The sequence below is a fragment of the Pseudomonas sp. 1152_12 genome, from assembly GCF_052850675.1.
In genome coordinates this window covers 73,904-89,047 of sequence record NZ_VXCW01000014.1, presented here as the reverse complement: position 1 = coordinate 89,047, position 15,144 = coordinate 73,904, and the positions used below count along the sequence as shown (strand labels likewise).

Genomic DNA, 15,144 nt, shown 5'->3' with positions numbered 1-15,144 from the left:
TGTTGTAGTTGTGGCAACAGGGTATGGGTCATGCAACGGATCGAGTGGGTAACTGTGAACGCGTGGGTAAACCTTCCATATCGCCGCGGTTCTGCACGGCGCGGCTGCCGATCCAGTTACCGCGTAGTACGGCTTCGCGAAAGCACAGGTTTTCCAATAGCGCGCTGATCATGCCGACAGCAAAACCGTCGCCGGCGCCGACGGTGTCCACCACGTTCGCCACTGGCACGGCGGCGACGAAGCCTTGGTCCATCTGGGTGCGGTAATAGGCGCCGTCCGGCCCAAGCTTGATCGCCACGGCTTCGGCGCCCTGGTCGAGGTAGAACGCGGCGATGTCGGCCGGGTCATCGAAACCGGTGAGCAAGCGACCTTCGCTCAAGCCCGGCAACACCCAATCTGCCAGGGCGGCCAGGGCGTTGATTTCGCCGATCATCTGCGACTGGCTGGCCCATAACGACGGGCGCAGGTTCGGGTCGAATGACACGCTGCGTCCGGCTTTGCGCATTTGCGTCATCAGCTCGCGGGACAGCTCGCGTGTAGCCTCGGACAACGCGGGCGGAATGCCGGTGGCATGCAGGTGCCGCGCTTGCAGCAGCGCGGGGCTGATGGCCGCGATAGACAAATGGCTGGCCGCCGAACCTTTGCGAAAGTACTCCACTTGCGGGTCAGCGCCGGCTTCTTCGCGGGACTTGAATTGAAAGCCGGTCGGATGCTCTGGGTCGACCGCCACATGTCGGCAATCCAAGCCTTCGCTTTTCAACGTGTCGACCACAAAACGCCCCAGGGAATCATCACCGATCCGGCTCAGCCAGGCCACATTGAAACCCAGGCGCGACAAGCCAATGGCGACATTGCTGTCGGCCCCGGCAATGCGTTTATGGAATTGGGCCACCTGGGCCAAATCGCCGGTCTGCTCGGCGACAAACATCGCCATGGTTTCACCAAACGACAGAATATCGATCTCAGACATGGGCATTCTCCGCACGGGGCTGGCCAAGGAGGGCGAGGGTGGCAACCTGTTGCGCGGTGACGTCGATCAGGTCATCGCCTTGCAACGGGAATTCCACAGCCCGGGTAATGCCTTGAGTCATATGTTTGAGCAGTTGTTCCCACAGGTGCAGGTCGGTGGCGCCGGGCGGCAGGGCCACCAGCTTGCCGTCCTGGCGCCGCGCCACGGCCTTGCAGTGCAGGTAACTCACGTGCCGTCCCAACAGCCGCGCAGCGGTGAGGGCGGATTGGTCCTGCCACTGCCAGTTGCCAATGTCGAAGGTCATTTTGACCGGCAGGCCCAGGCGCTCAACGTCAGTGAAAAAACGCTGCATCGGCTCGATCCGCCCGCCGTGCAGAGTCTGGTCGTTCTCTACCAGCAGCTGCACCGGGTGACGGTTGAGCAGGGCGTGCAGGCTTTGCAGGTCGTTGGTGTCGGTGAAGTAGCCAAGGGAGACTTTCAGCCAGCGCGCGCCGAATGCCTGGGCACGGTCCAGCGTGGTGGCGAGTTCGGCATTCGGTTGCGCGCGGCCAGCGACCCAGAGCTCCAGGGGCGAGGAGAACAGCGACTCCAGGCCGTGCGCGGCGGCGGCCTGGGCCAGTGTGGCAGGCTGCTCGGTGGTCAGCAGTTCTTCACGCCATTCGATGCGTTGGGCGCCGGCCGCGCTTAGCAACGCGACAAAACTCAGCTGGCCCTGCTGGCGAACCAGGTCAGCGCCGTAGCTGGAGAGGCTGATGGAGACGGGGTATTTATGCATTATTGTTTACCTCTGAAACCGGTTTCATTTTTCGACGCAGAACAAGTGTGGGAGCTGGCCTGCCTGCGATGACGGTGTGTCAGGCGATTACTGCTTCGTCTGATAAACCGTCATCGCAGGCAAGCCAGCTCCCACAAGGGATTGAGTGGAGCCGCGGATGATTAATGCCGGCAAAAAATCCAGGGTGCGCGTCGGCGCATCATCGCCGCGCAGACGTTTGAGCAAGCAGTCGAACGCGCTGGCGCCAATCGCTTCGGTGGGTTGGGCGAGGGCGGTGATGCCATTGCCCACCAGCGGGTACCAGTCCAAGTCATCCAGGGCAATCAGGCCGACCTCTTCAAACAAGTTGCAGCCCAACGCCTTGAGCGCGTGGGTACAGGCCAGTGCGGCAATGCCGTTGGCGCAGAACAAGGCCTTGGGGCCGGGGTTGGCAAGAAAGGACTGCAAGTGCGTTTCCAGCGCGTTATCCAGTTCCAGCACTGCGCCGGTCAAACCGGGGCGGGCGGCAATTTCGGCGTTGAAACTGGCCTGTCGCTCCAAGCGTGAACTGGTGCCGTCGGCGGCTTCGCTCACCAGCAATACGTCACGATAACCCTGCTGTTGCAGATGTTCGACGGCGATGCGCACGGCTGCGGGATTGTCCAGGCCGACCAAGTCGCTGTGCAGTGGCTCGACTTTACGGTCGACCAGCACCAGCGGCATTTCCTGCTGCAGTTCCAGCAACTGGTCAAGGTGATGGCCGAGGGTGTTCACGATCAGCCCTTCGATGTTGTACGAGCGCAGCGCCGCCAAGTGTTGGCGTTCCTGTTCGTCATCGCGGTCGGTGTTGCACACCACCAGGCTGTAGCCGTGTTGGCGGCAAGCCGTTTCGACGCCGTGCATCACGGCTATGGAATAGGGGTTGCGGATATCGGCCACCAGCATGCCGATTAAACGCGTGCGACCACGTTTCAAACCGCGCGCCATTTGGTTGGGGCGGTAGCCGAGGTCGTCGATGGCCTGTTCGATGCGCAGGGCGATGGCGTCGGAGAGCAGGGCGCGGTCATCCCCGATAAAACGCGACACGCTGGCCTTGGACACACCGGCGCGCTCGGCGACGTCAAGCATGGTCACGCGGCTGCGCTGGGCGGCGGAAAATGGGGTCACGGTGGCGGGCCTTTCTTATTGGAATTTGCGGTCTCTGCAACTGGGTACGCTGCTGAAACCGGTTTCATAAAATGCCAGTCAGCGCCTTTCGTCAAGCAGTATTTAGAAATAGGGAAGTGCGCTAAATCTAGAAAAAGCGACGAACGGACAGGCTTACCTGTTAGTTATGACAGTATCCAGCCATCGGCTTTAGGCGTTTAATTTTTCCATAGCAAACAGGCAGACACTGCTCTCCTGATTCGCCGTGGTGAAACTCATCCTGAGGCCGGAACATGATAACTAAGCAAAAACTCGTTACTCGTTCGCGCTTGTTAATGAAGGCCTCTCCCGCCGAGACCGGGTTAGAACCTGTCACGATCCCAGGTGTGAATACCACCGATGGCAGGGGGGTCGTGCCGCTTGCGCTGTTACTTACGCCGTTGAAAGTGCTTGTTCCCGCCTGGGGGCCAGATCCGAGGCCGGCTCAAGGGGGTGATCCGGGAGATCCGGTTCATATTCTCCAACTTCGTTGGTCCAGTGACGATGGCGACAGGCTTCTCGTTGAGAAAAAGGTCCTGGCGCCGCCGCCGGCAATTCCCGATTTTCACGTGATCGAAATCCCGCTGATTCATTTGCGCAGCAGGTCCCGCGTCGTACAGCTTTACTACACCGTGCTTAGTGGCGAAACGGGGCTGACTCACAACACTTCAAGGGTCACGATCACCATTGACCTGGAAGCGCCAACACTGATCGCACCGACGGACAAGGCCCAATTTGTCGTGCCGCCTATGCCGGCGATCGACGCGCAATATTTGACTAATCATCAACCCACGGCTTTTTACATTCCGGTCTACAACGTCAGGGCACCAAATGACCGGGTTGAGTTCTTTTTGTCCAATACGCCCGAGCCTCCGCTGAAGCCAGCGGATGGGGGCTCGTTGGTGAATTTCAGCACCACCCCATGGACGGCATCATTGAACTCCGATGCGTTTCGCGGCCTGAATGCTGGTCCTGCGTTCGTGTCCTATCGGGTTTATGACGAGACTGGCAATTACAGCAATATGAGTGCGGGCCTGCCCTTCGTGCTGGGCCTGGGCCTGCCGGCTCCGAGCATTCGTCCGCCAATCTACAACGATCAGTTGATCAAGCGCGATGACGCGCGTGTCAATGAAGGCGGGGGAGTGTTTGTACGCATAGACGGTTACCCAGGAGGCTCAGTCGCCGCCCGGCATGAAGTGATCGTGTACTGGGATGATCGCCCGACTACCCGCCGAGTGGTCAGCCAGTTGCCCTTCGACGTGGATATCCCGTGGACTGTTCTCAGGGGGCCGGCTGCAGTTTTGCAGGCACAGACCGTACAGGTCCGTTACGAAATCTACGGTCTCAACCCGACGCCAACGCCCTCGCTGTCCCTTCCAGTCAACGTCAACCTGACGATTGCCGGGCAGGATCACCCCAATGCGCCGGCCTTGTTGAACCCGACGTTGGCGCCGGTGGAAATTGTCGGTCGCACGGCCACCGATACCTTGGGTGATACGGACCGAGGCTATCCCGTACGAGTGCGCGTGCGTCTGTTCGATACGCCGAAGGTGGGGGAGTCGTTGAACCTGTTCTGGGATGGCGTGGGCCCGGTGAGTACCTACTTAGTGCAAGCCGGTGATACCGCAGGCAGCAGGGTGTATTTTCCCGATGTGCCGTGGTCCGTGGTGAATAGCACTTCTGTCACTTCTTATTCCGTGCATTACACCACGACCAATGGCTTTAACGAGCAACGGTCCCCAACGACTAATGTGAGCACCCGGTTTATCCCGCTGCCTGCGCCGGTGATTCAGCACACTCTGTACAATGGTTACTTGAACTGTAATTCGAAAACCGACCTGGTTAACGGCGTGCCCTGGTCAATGCTGGGGAATGGCGTGCGTTGGAAAATACCGGCAAATAGCAATATCCGTGAGGGCGACACCGTAAAGTGTACGTGGCAAGGCTTCAATGAAAATAACTGGAGTACCGTCAACACCAATGTTGTTGTGAGCCGGTCACTACGGTGGGAGCAGGCGAACACAGTCGCGGGGGCAGTTATTGTTTTCGATTCATTTGATAAAGTTTTGCTGCCGTTGCGCAGGTTATGCTCGGCCACTGCTACTTATCAAGTATGGCGTGACGATGAGTTAGTAACTGAGTCACTCCCGGGGAAGGTCAGAGTTGACTTGACCTACGGTTCAAGTCTGTATTGCAGTCCGAATGGCCTCGTCTCTGGATGAGTGACCGAATGTTCATTCGCGTGTGAATTTTTAATGGTTTGTTGTAACGCCTCGCTATTGATAAACAACGTTTATTCAGGAGGCGAAGTGTATCGTGGGCCTCAGTAGTCTAACTGTTCGGAGCAAGATAATGGAACGTACAAACAGAGAAATCATCAATAGCTTTACACCCAAAGATCCTTACTTCTATAAGACAACGCGATTTGAACCTGCTTTGTTTGAAGACCAGGTTCCTGGTTACCCGGGCTTGCTGACGCGTTCGGGTGCAAAGGCGCAGACCACCAATTTGCTTATTCCACTGTGGAGCTCCGCAAGTACTGATCCGGACCATCCGGATATAGTGACGATTCAGATCGCCCGGTATATTGATCTGAGCGGCATGGACGAACAGCAAGAGATTACATATTTCGAGACAAAGGGCGTTAGTTTTCAGCATGAAGTCTCTAATCCGCCCGATCCTGTACCGGTGCCAATACCACAAGCCTATCGTTCCCCTGGGGTGTATTTGATCACTTACCATGTGGATGTCATAGACTCGAATAACTCGAACACATCAGTCGCGCATTTGCTGATTATCGATGAAACGTCGCCCTACGACCGTCCCCGTGTTAATCCGCCTGAACCGATGCTGCCTGTGGGCTTAACAGGGCCTCTGAATCTTGCCTATGTTCAGGCCCAGCCAAACCGGACGGCGATGTTTCCGATTCGTTATAGTGCGTTAGAAGGATGCCAGGAAGGTGATTATCTACTAATGTATTTTGGCTCTTCGGATAAGCCCTACGCGTATGCGCCCCCTAGCCCGGATACAAAGTTTCTGATAGACCCAGCTCGACCTCTGGCTTTTCCACTGCCGGAGAGCGTTATCGCGGCTGAACACAAGAACAACTACGATCTTCGCTACAGAGTATTTGACGCTTGCGGCAATCCATCCGAACTGTCGTACAGCCTGAGCCTGGACGACTTGGCGCAGGCTCCACTGCCAAGCGATTTCTCCTCGCCAACGGTCGATTCGGCAGTCCCTCTTGATGGTCTGCTTGATCGTAACGATGTAGCGGTGGAGAACGGTGCGCGAGTGAGAGTTCCCCGCTTCCAGAATGGTCTGCCGACAGATGAAGTAATCGTTGCGCTGACGTCGCCCTTTGGTACTGTTCGGGTGACTGTGCCGGTTGGTACTGCTAATGCGCCCTCACTACTGGCTCAGTTCTCTCCAGCTGAGATGGCTACACTGTACGGACCTCTTGCTGCGGGCAAGAACCGGGTGCGAGTGGTGGCCTCTTACGTCGTAAGTCGTGGAACAGCCACCTATCCGGCGCCCCCTACGGTGCTGGAGACGCCATTCGATCTGGACCTGTCTGTTGTGGGGCCTGTAGGGCCGCTGATCGTCGGCCCAGGGAACCTGAATCCCAACCTGCCACTGGTGGTGGTCCAGGCAATACGTCCCGGGAACCTATTCGGACCTGACAACCACTTGGAGGCTGCTGACGTAAATCGGCCGGCTAGAGCCCGAATTCCATTATGGACCACGGCCGCATTGCCCGCCGACACACTGCCTTTTGTAGTGACCCTTAATTATGGTGGCCACCAGCTAACGAAGCCCGTAACGGCCATTCCCGCGAGTGGGTTTGTCGATTTCGAGATTGCCTTTAGTGATATCAAAGCGGTGGGCGGTCCTGCTCAGCATGCGTTCTACAGCATCTCTTCCACGGGCAGCGCAAACCCCAGTGTGTCGAGCTCTACATTGGTTACAGTGGACTCTGTGATCCTGCGAATGGACGCGCCAGTTGTTCTTAATAATAACGGTATCATCAACTGCAGTACCCTGGTTCCGCCTGACAATGGCCGACTTAAAATACGTATCCCAGGCTCAGAGTACTTGCAGGCAGGGCAAGTTATTGATGTGAGGTTCCAAGGGTTCCAAAACAATACCCAGACAGCACCTGTCGTGGTCGACGTATCTCGGCCTTTTACCGTGCCCGATGCAGCGGCTGCGCAAAGTGGCTGGGTAGTTGATTTTGATGTAAGTGCGCCAGTGTTGTTTATCCCGATCAACGCCAACCGGTCGCTTTTGACCCAAGGTTCAGCAACGGTTACTACGAGTACCCAGTATCAGGGGCAGACAGTGCCTTCGCTTGTTGGAAACTATCGTGTTCGAGGCTTCCGTCCCGGCACGGCCCCTGCACAATTTTATTGTGGCGGTGGGCTCGTACCTAATTGATTTAGAGCGCTAGGGTCATTACCAAAGAGGGGTGAAACTCTCTTTGGTATGCCTGTATGCGTTGTTTTTTTTACGGTCCATGAGGTGCAGTCTCTTACATCGCATGTTTGTTTTTGCCTGTGATATCGGGATAAGTCCTACATATTTTAGCGGGCTGCTAGTCAATTATGGCGCCGGTTTGATAGGCCGGGTCCCGCGAGATTTAAAGCCCGCCCTGTCGTTTTGTACAGGAACTAGAGGTCCATTATATGTCCGCAGTTTTCAACTTCAAACCTACACCCCTGAGCCTCGCGCTTGCGGCCCCGGCGTTCACGTTATTGTTTCTGGCTGCGCCCTATGCTCAAGCGATACCCGTGAACCAACCTAATACGGCGGTAACGCCCGGGACGGCGCCTATTGATTATGAAATTACGCCAGGGGCGAGCCTGACGGTGTACGGTGCGACGACCAATAAGATTCAAGTCTATGCTGCTGGTTTGACGCTAATGCCGGGCAGCAAAACGTTAGATATCTTTGCAGTACAAGGGTCGACAATAGAGGTTAATAACTCACAGGTGACGGGGAATAGCACGTCCAACCAAGCGATTCATCTCAGGTCCAACAGCAGTGCACTAATCACGAATAACAGCAAGGTCACCAGTGCGACTGGCTGGGGGGTGAGTGTCAACCGAACGTCGGGCGGCACGGATGGTTCATCCATCACCGTAAAAGACAGCAGTGTGACGGGTTCAGGCCGTGGCATTTCGGCCTCTGGCTACAGCACGGTGAATCTGGACAATGCCCAGGTCCAAGCCACGGCTGCGACGGGTGTCGGTTTGGTGCTGCTGAATGCCGACGGTGCGGCAAGGAATAATAGCCGTATCAGTGGCGGCGTCAACGGCGTGAATATGCGCACGGACGGCGAACTGACGCGCACCAATTCTTTAATTCTGGACAATTCCGTCGTCCAAGGGCGAACCGGTTCTGCAATATTGGTAAACCCGGTGGTCGGCACTAACACCCAAGCTGATATTCAAGTACTTAACGGTTCGAACTTGTTGAGCGGTAACGGCGTACTGCTTCAAGTAGACAATAAATCCATAGCCAACATGAACGTCGACAACAGCCGTTTGATCGGCGACGTGGTCATTGGCGCGGGCAGCACCGGCACCGTGCAACTCAACAACAATGCCTCGCTGACCGGCCAGTTGCGCAATGTCCAGCAACTTGACGTCAACGGCAATGCCCAGTGGGTTCTGGTGGGTGACAGCCAGGTCAATACATTGAAAATGAGTGGGGGCAACGTGGTCTTTGGTACCCCAACCCAGTACTTTCAACTCAACACCAACAGCCTGGCCGGCAACGGCACGTTTAAAATGCACACCAACTTCAACACCGGCGAGACCGACCTGTTGAACGTCAATGGCAACGCCGAAGGTAATCACCAACTGTTGATCGGCGCCAGTGGTTCGGAGTTGGCCACCGGCGAAGCCATCAAGGTGGTGCATACCCAAAGCGGCGGCGCCAAGTTTGGGCTGGTGGGCGATACCGTCGACGTCGGCGCTTTCGAATATGGGCTTAAGCAGGAAGGCACCGACTGGTACCTGGACACCGAGAAAAAGGGCACCAGTACCAGCGCCAAGGCAGTGCTGGCACTGGCCAACGCGGCACCGGGCGTATTGCTTGGCGAATCGAGCATCTTGCGTACCCGTATGGGTGAAGTACGCTTTGGCGAAGGCAAGAGCCAAGGCCTGTGGATGCGCGGCTACGGTAACAAGGTTGACGTGGCGGCCAACAGCAACGGCGTTGGCTATTCGCAGAATCAGGCGGGTCTGACCCTCGGTGCAGACTGGGCGGTCGATGAGCTGTGGACATTGGGTGTGATGGGCGGTTACAGCAACTCCACCCTGGGCCTGAGCCGTGGCAGTAGCGGTATGGTCAACAGTTACTATGCCGGTGTGTATGGCATTTTGCGTGATGAGGAGAGCGGTGTGTATGTCGACCTGACGGCCAAGGTTAACCGCCTGAACGGCCAAAGCCAGGTCAATATGAGCGATGGTCAGCGCGCCAAAGGCAAATATACGCAAGATGCGGTGAGTGGGTCGGTAGAAATCGGTAAGAACATCAAGCTCGATGATGACGGTTTGTACCTTGAACCCTTCGCTCAGTTGGCCGTCGCCGCGATTGGCGGCTCCAACTACACGATGGACAACGGCCTGAAGGCCAAGAGCGATCGTGCCACTTCAGCGATCGGCAAGGTGGGTATCACCGCCGGTAAAAATATCCAGCTCGAAAGCGGCGGTATTCTGCAGCCGTACCTGCGTACTGCGGTGGCGCGTGATTTCAGCCCGGACAACAAGGTTTACATCAACGATCAGCAATTTAAAAACAACCTGTCTGGCGGCAGTGTAGAAGTCGCCGGCGGCATGGCTGTTTCGTTGTCGCCAAGCCTGAGTGTGCATGCTGAAGCCACGCACATGAAAGGCAAGGCTTACGATCAGCCTTGGGGTGCGACGGTGGGTGTGCAGTGGGCCTTTTAAAGGGTTCACGCAGTTGAACAGGGGAAGCTTCGGCTTCCCCTTTTTTGTGCGCATCAGATCAGCACCCTCGACCTAACTGAACAACCCTGCCGCAATATTGATCGAGAAACCCAGAATCGCTGTATTGAACACAAAGCCGATCAGCGACTGGCCCAGGACCACTTTGCGCAGGCTGCGCGTGGCCACGCCCACATCGGCGGTTTGCACCGCCACGCCGATGGTGAACGAGAAATACAGGAAGTCCCAGTAGTTGGGGTTGCGCAAACCTTCGGCAAAGCGCAGCGCGGGTTCTTCGCCGTCCCAGGTGTAAAAAAGCCGCGCGTAGTGCACGCTGAAAATCACCCCGGTCAGCAACCATGAGCCAATCACCGTCATGCCGGTAAAACCGTAATGCAGCAGGCGTTCTGTGCTGTCCAAGTCCTTGCTGCCCACCAGGTTCACCGTGATGGTCGCCAGGCTGGCAATCGCCGCGATGCACACCATGAACAGCACCAGCCCGGCGTTTTCATCCTCAATTTCGGCGATGCGTTTTACCTCGTCGGCGTGGGCTCGAGTCACCAGCCATAGCATCAGCAGCAGGTAGGTCCAGACTCCGGCGTTCCAGCCGATGAGGATCTTGCTGATGAGCGTATCGGCAGGCGCCAGGATGCCCACGGCAAGGCCGAGAACGGCGGCACAGGAGAGGCGAGGGTGGGTGCGGGCGAGGAAGGCCATAGGTGCTCACAACAAGAGAGGTTGTGAGCACCATAGCGCATTTTCAGGCGGGTTATGGACGCTTGCGTACGAGCTTCATGACGACCACAAAGAACACGGGCACAAACACCACCGCCAGTGTGGCGGTGATCATCCCGCCGATCACCCCAGTGCCGATGGCCTGCTGGCTTGCCGAGCTGGCGCCGGTGGCAATCGCCAATGGCACCACGCCGAGGATAAAGGCCAGCGAGGTCATGATGATCGGCCGCAAGCGCAGCCGCGCGGCTTTCAACGTGGCCTCAACCAAGTCTTCGCCCTGTTCATACAGGTCTTTGGCAAACTCGATGATCAGGATCGCGTTCTTCGCCGACAAGCCGATGATCGTGATCAAGCCGACCTTGAAGAACACATCGTTTGGCATGCCGCGCAAGCTCACCGCGACTACCGCGCCGAGCACGCCCAGCGGCACCACCAGCAACACCGAGGTCGGGATCGACCAGCTTTCATACAGCGCCGCCAGGCACAGGAACACGATCAGCAGCGACAGGCTCAACAGCAACGGCGCCTGAGAGCCGGATAAGCGTTCCTGCAGCGACAAACCGGTCCATTCCTGGCCCAGCCCTGCGGGCAGTTGGCTGACCAGGCGCTGAATTTCTGTCATGGCCTCGCCCGTGCTGTGCCCCGGCGCCGCTTCGCCGCTGATGGCGATGGCGGGGTAGCCGTTGTAACGGGTCAACTGCGCCGGGCCTTGGGTCCACTTGGCTTCGACAAACGCCGACAACGGCACCATCTTCCCGGCGTTGTTGCGCACGTTGATCTTCAGCAGGTCTGCGACCTGGCTGCGCTGGTCACCTTCGGCCTGCACCATCACCCGCTGCATGCGGCCCTGGTTGGGGAAGTCATTGATGTACGCCGAGCCGATGGCCGACGACAACACATTGCCCACGTCCGCAAAGGAAACGCCCAGTGCGTTGGCTTGTTTGCGGTCCACTTCCAACTGCACTTGCGGTGCTTCGGCCAGGGCGCTTTCACGCACGTTGGCCAGGATCGGGCTCTTCTCGGCGGCGGCCAGCAGTTCGGTACGCGCGGCCATCAACGCGGCATGGCCGACGCCGCCACGGTCCTGCAGGCGGAATTCGAAGCCGCTGGAGGTGCCCAGGCCGTCTACCGGCGGTGGAAGGATCGCGTAGGCAATCGCATCCTTGAGCTCGCTGAAGGCGGCGTTGGCGCGGTCGGCAATCGCCGAGGCCGAATCTTTGCTGCTGCGTTCGGACCAATCCTTCAGCGTGGTAAACGCCAGCGCTGCGTTCTGCCCGGAGCCGGAGAAACTGAAACCCATGATCATGGTGGTATCGCCCACCCCGGGCTCCCCGGCGTTATGCGCCTCGATCTGCTCGGCCACCTGCACCGTGCGGTTCTTGCTCGCACCCGGTGGCAGCTGGATATCGGTGATGGTGTAACCCTGGTCTTCCACCGGCAGGAACGAGGAGGGCAGACGGCTGAACAGCCAACCCAGGCCCACCAGCAACACCAGATAGATCAGCAGGTAACGCCCGCTGCGCTTGAGGGCATAGGCCACCCAGCCTTCGTAGCGGTCGGTAAGGTTTTCAAACCGTTTATTGAACCAGCCGAAGAAACCGCCCTTGGCATGGTGCTCGCCCTTGGCTATCGGTTTGAGCAAGGTCGCGCACAGGGCCGGGGTCAAGGTCAGGGCGAGAAACGCCGAGAACAGGATCGAGGTGGCCATCGACAGCGAGAACTGCTGGTAAATCACCCCCACCGAACCCGGCATGAACGCCATCGGTAGAAACACCGCCACCAGTACCAAGGTGATACCCACGATGGCGCCGCTGATCTGGCCCATGGCTTTGCGAGTGGCGTCCTTGGGTGACAGGCCTTCAGTGACCATAATGCGTTCGACGTTTTCCACCACCACGATCGCATCGTCCACCAGGATGCCAATGGCCAGCACCATGCCGAACATGGTCAGCACGTTGATCGAGAAGCCCAGCAACAGCATGGTGGCAAAGGTGCCCATCAGCGCGATTGGCACCACCAGCGTCGGGATCAGCGTGTAGCGCACGTTCTGCAGGAACAGGAACATCACCGCAAACACCAACGCCATGGCTTCCAGCAAGGTGTAGACCACCTTGGTGATCGAGACTTTGACGAACGGCGAAGTGTCGTACGGAATTTTGTACTCCACGTTGGCCGGGAAGTAGCGCGACAACTCATCCATCTTTGCCCGCACCAGCGTCGCGGTGCTCAGCGCGTTGGCCCCTGGCGACAGCTGCACACTGATGGCGGTCGACGGCTTGCCGTTCAGGCGCGTGGAGAACTGGTATTCCTGACTGCCGATTTCCACCCGCGCCACATCGCCGATACGCACGGTGGAGCCATCGGGGTTGGCCTTGAGCACGATGTCGGCGAATTCTGCGGGTGTCGACAGCTGGCCTTTGACCAGAATCGCGGCGGTGATTTCCTGGGTCTTGGTGCCCGGCAAATCACCAATGCTGCCCGCCGAGACCTGGGCGTTCTGCGCGCTGATAGCAGCGTTGACGTCGGCCGGCGTGAGGTTGAAGCCGATCAGTTTCTGCGGGTCGATCCAAATGCGCATGGCGCGTTCGGCGCCATACAACTGCGCTTTGCCCACACCGTCGAGGCGCTTGAGTTCGTTCATCACGTTGCGCGCCAGGTAATCGCTGAGCGCGACGTCGTCAAGCTTGCCGTCGTTGGACGTCAGGGTCACCAGCAACAGGAAACCGGCGGAGACTTTCTCGACCTGCAAGCCTTGCTGAGTCACGGCTTGTGGCAGGCGCGGCTCCACCGCTTTCAGACGGTTTTGCACATCGACCTGGGCCATTTCCGGGTCGGTGCCCGGCTGAAAGGTCGCAGTGATGGTGGCCGAACCCAGGCTGCTCTGGGATTCGAAATACAGCAGGTGATCGGCGCCGTTGAGCTCCTGCTCGATCAGACTGACCACGCTTTCGTCCAGGGTCTGGGCCGAGGCGCCTGGGTACACCGCGTAGATTTCCACCTTCGGCGGCGCGACGTTGGGGTACTGGGCCACCGGCAACTGTGGGATGGCAATCGCGCCCGCCAGCAGGATAAACAGGGCCACCACCCAGGCGAAGATCGGGCGGTCAATAAAGAACTGCGGCATTAGGTATTCCTTTCCTTAGCGGACAGAGGCCTGGGCACTCGGGGCGGGGCTGTCGTCCACTTCGACGGTTTCACCGGGGCGCGCATGCTGCAGGCCTTCGACGATGATGCGGTCACCGGGCTTGAGGCCGCTGCTGACAATCCAGCGATCCTCGATCACCGCGCCCAGCTCTACGGGTTGCTGGATGACGGTCTGTTCGGCGTCCAACAGCAGCACCATCGGGATACCTGCGCTGTCTCGGGTGATGGCGCGTTGCGGCACGCTGATACCTTGCTTGTCCACGGCTTGTTCCAAGCGCACCCGTACAAAGCTGCCGGGCAGCAGGTCGAGGTCCGGGTTGGGGAACTCGCTGCGCAGGATGATTTGCCCGGTGCCGGGGTCGACGCTGATGTCGGCAAACAGCAATTTGCCTGGCAGCGGGTACAGGCTGCCGTCATCCTCGATCAACGTGGCCTTGGCCTGGTCTTGGCCAACCTGCCTCAAGCTGCCGGCACGGAAGGCGCGGCGCAGGTCGTTGAGTTCGCGGGTGGACTGGGTCAGGTCGGCGTGGATCGGGTCCAGTTGCTGGATGATTGCCAGCGGCGTGGCCTCGTTCTGGCCGACCAGCGCGCCCTCGGTGACCAGCGCGCGGCCGATACGCCCGGAAATCGGTGCGGTCACGGTGGCGTAGCCCAGGTTGAGTTTGGCGCGCTCGACGGCGGCCTTGTTGGCGGCGACTTCGGCGTTAGTCTGGCGCACGGCGGCGCGGGCATTGTCGTAGTCCTGGCCGCTGATGGCGTTGCCTTCCACCAACTGGCTGTAGCGCTGTTCTTGCAGGCGCGCCTGGAATGCATTGGCTTGGGCCTTGCTCAGGTTGGCCTGGGCGCTGTCGAGGTCGGCCTTGAACGGAGCCGGGTCGATGCGAAACAACACGTCGCCCTGTTTCACGTCGTGGCCTTCTTTGAACACGCGCTGCATCACCACGCCGGCGACCCGTGCACGCACTTCGGCAATGCGCGGCGCGGCGATACGCCCGCTCAGCTCGCTGGTGATGGAAAGCGGCTTGGCCTCAAGGGTTTCGATGCGGACTTTGGCCAGGGGCATTTCCGGCGCTTCGTCCGCCGACTGGCCGCACGCGCTCAGGGCGAGTGTCAGGGCCAGCAGGCAAAACGGCGCAAACAGATTCTTCGACATGCTCATATCCCAATATTGACTGGCGCATCCTAAAGACACCTGCGCCGTGGTGCTGTGAAGCTGTGTAGGTCGTCTGTGAAGAAATGTAAGGTGCTGCCCATAGTCGCCTGAGGGCGTATATCCTTGCACAATCCTGCAAACAGCAAAGATCAAATGTGGGCGGGGGCTTGCTCCCGGTGGCGGTGGATCAGCCAATAGATGAGTCAACTCAACCACCGCGATCGGGAGCAAGCCCCCTCCCACATTGGTT

At 58.6% G+C, this 15,144-nt stretch carries 9 protein-coding genes; 3 read left to right on the top strand and 6 right to left on the bottom strand.

Translation table 11 applies throughout. The annotated features are described in order from the left end of the window. Positions 1 to 28: 28 nt before the first annotated feature. From FW764_RS23420 to FW764_RS23410, 3 genes are all read right to left on the bottom strand, one after another. On the bottom strand, positions 29 to 970 hold the full coding sequence (locus FW764_RS23420; protein ID WP_446435945.1) for a sugar kinase: 942 nt from the start codon (positions 968 to 970) through the stop codon (positions 29 to 31). Further along, on the bottom strand, positions 963 to 1,745 hold the full coding sequence (locus tag FW764_RS23415; RefSeq protein ID WP_446435944.1) for a sugar phosphate isomerase/epimerase family protein: 783 nt from the start codon (positions 1,743 to 1,745) through the stop codon (positions 963 to 965). The genes FW764_RS23420 and FW764_RS23415 overlap by 8 nt, the downstream gene beginning before the upstream one ends. An 87-nt stretch (positions 1,746 to 1,832) precedes the next feature. Then, complete coding sequence (locus tag FW764_RS23410) at positions 1,833 to 2,891, bottom strand: LacI family DNA-binding transcriptional regulator (protein WP_446435943.1); 1,059 nt, start codon at positions 2,889 to 2,891, stop codon at positions 1,833 to 1,835. 272 nt (positions 2,892 to 3,163) lie between these two features. Between FW764_RS23410 and FW764_RS23405 the strand changes: the two genes are divergently transcribed. The 3 genes from FW764_RS23405 to FW764_RS23395 all read left to right on the top strand — a co-directional run bounded on the left by FW764_RS23405 (position 3,164) and on the right by FW764_RS23395 (position 9,865). Further along, positions 3,164 to 5,131 carry a hypothetical protein gene (locus FW764_RS23405; protein ID WP_446435942.1) on the top strand — a complete coding sequence of 656 codons (1,968 nt, stop codon included), beginning with the start codon at positions 3,164 to 3,166 and terminating at the stop codon, positions 5,129 to 5,131. A 130-nt stretch (positions 5,132 to 5,261) separates the two neighbouring features. Continuing rightward, positions 5,262 to 7,346 carry a hypothetical protein gene (locus FW764_RS23400; protein ID WP_446435941.1) on the top strand — a complete coding sequence of 695 codons (2,085 nt, stop codon included), beginning with the start codon at positions 5,262 to 5,264 and terminating at the stop codon, positions 7,344 to 7,346. 248 nt (positions 7,347 to 7,594) lie between these two features. Beyond that, positions 7,595 to 9,865, top strand: a complete 2,271-nt coding sequence (locus tag FW764_RS23395; RefSeq protein ID WP_446435940.1) for an autotransporter outer membrane beta-barrel domain-containing protein — start codon at positions 7,595 to 7,597, stop codon at positions 9,863 to 9,865. Positions 9,866 to 9,937: 72 nt separating this feature from the next. Here the strand turns inward: FW764_RS23395 and FW764_RS23390 are convergent, their stop codons facing one another. Genes FW764_RS23390 through FW764_RS23380 form a run of 3 tightly spaced genes read right to left on the bottom strand, consistent with a single transcriptional unit; the run spans position 9,938 to position 14,894 of the window. After that, positions 9,938 to 10,579 (bottom strand): DUF1345 domain-containing protein, encoded by a 642-nt coding sequence (locus FW764_RS23390; protein ID WP_446435939.1) that lies wholly within the window; start codon positions 10,577 to 10,579, stop codon positions 9,938 to 9,940. 52 nt (positions 10,580 to 10,631) lie between these two features. Further along, positions 10,632 to 13,721, bottom strand: coding sequence for a multidrug efflux RND transporter permease subunit (locus tag FW764_RS23385; RefSeq protein WP_446435938.1), 3,090 nt, complete (start codon positions 13,719 to 13,721; stop codon positions 10,632 to 10,634). 15 nt (positions 13,722 to 13,736) lie between these two features. Then, on the bottom strand, positions 13,737 to 14,894 hold the full coding sequence (locus FW764_RS23380; protein WP_446435937.1) for an efflux RND transporter periplasmic adaptor subunit: 1,158 nt from the start codon (positions 14,892 to 14,894) through the stop codon (positions 13,737 to 13,739). Positions 14,895 to 15,144 lie beyond the last annotated feature (250 nt).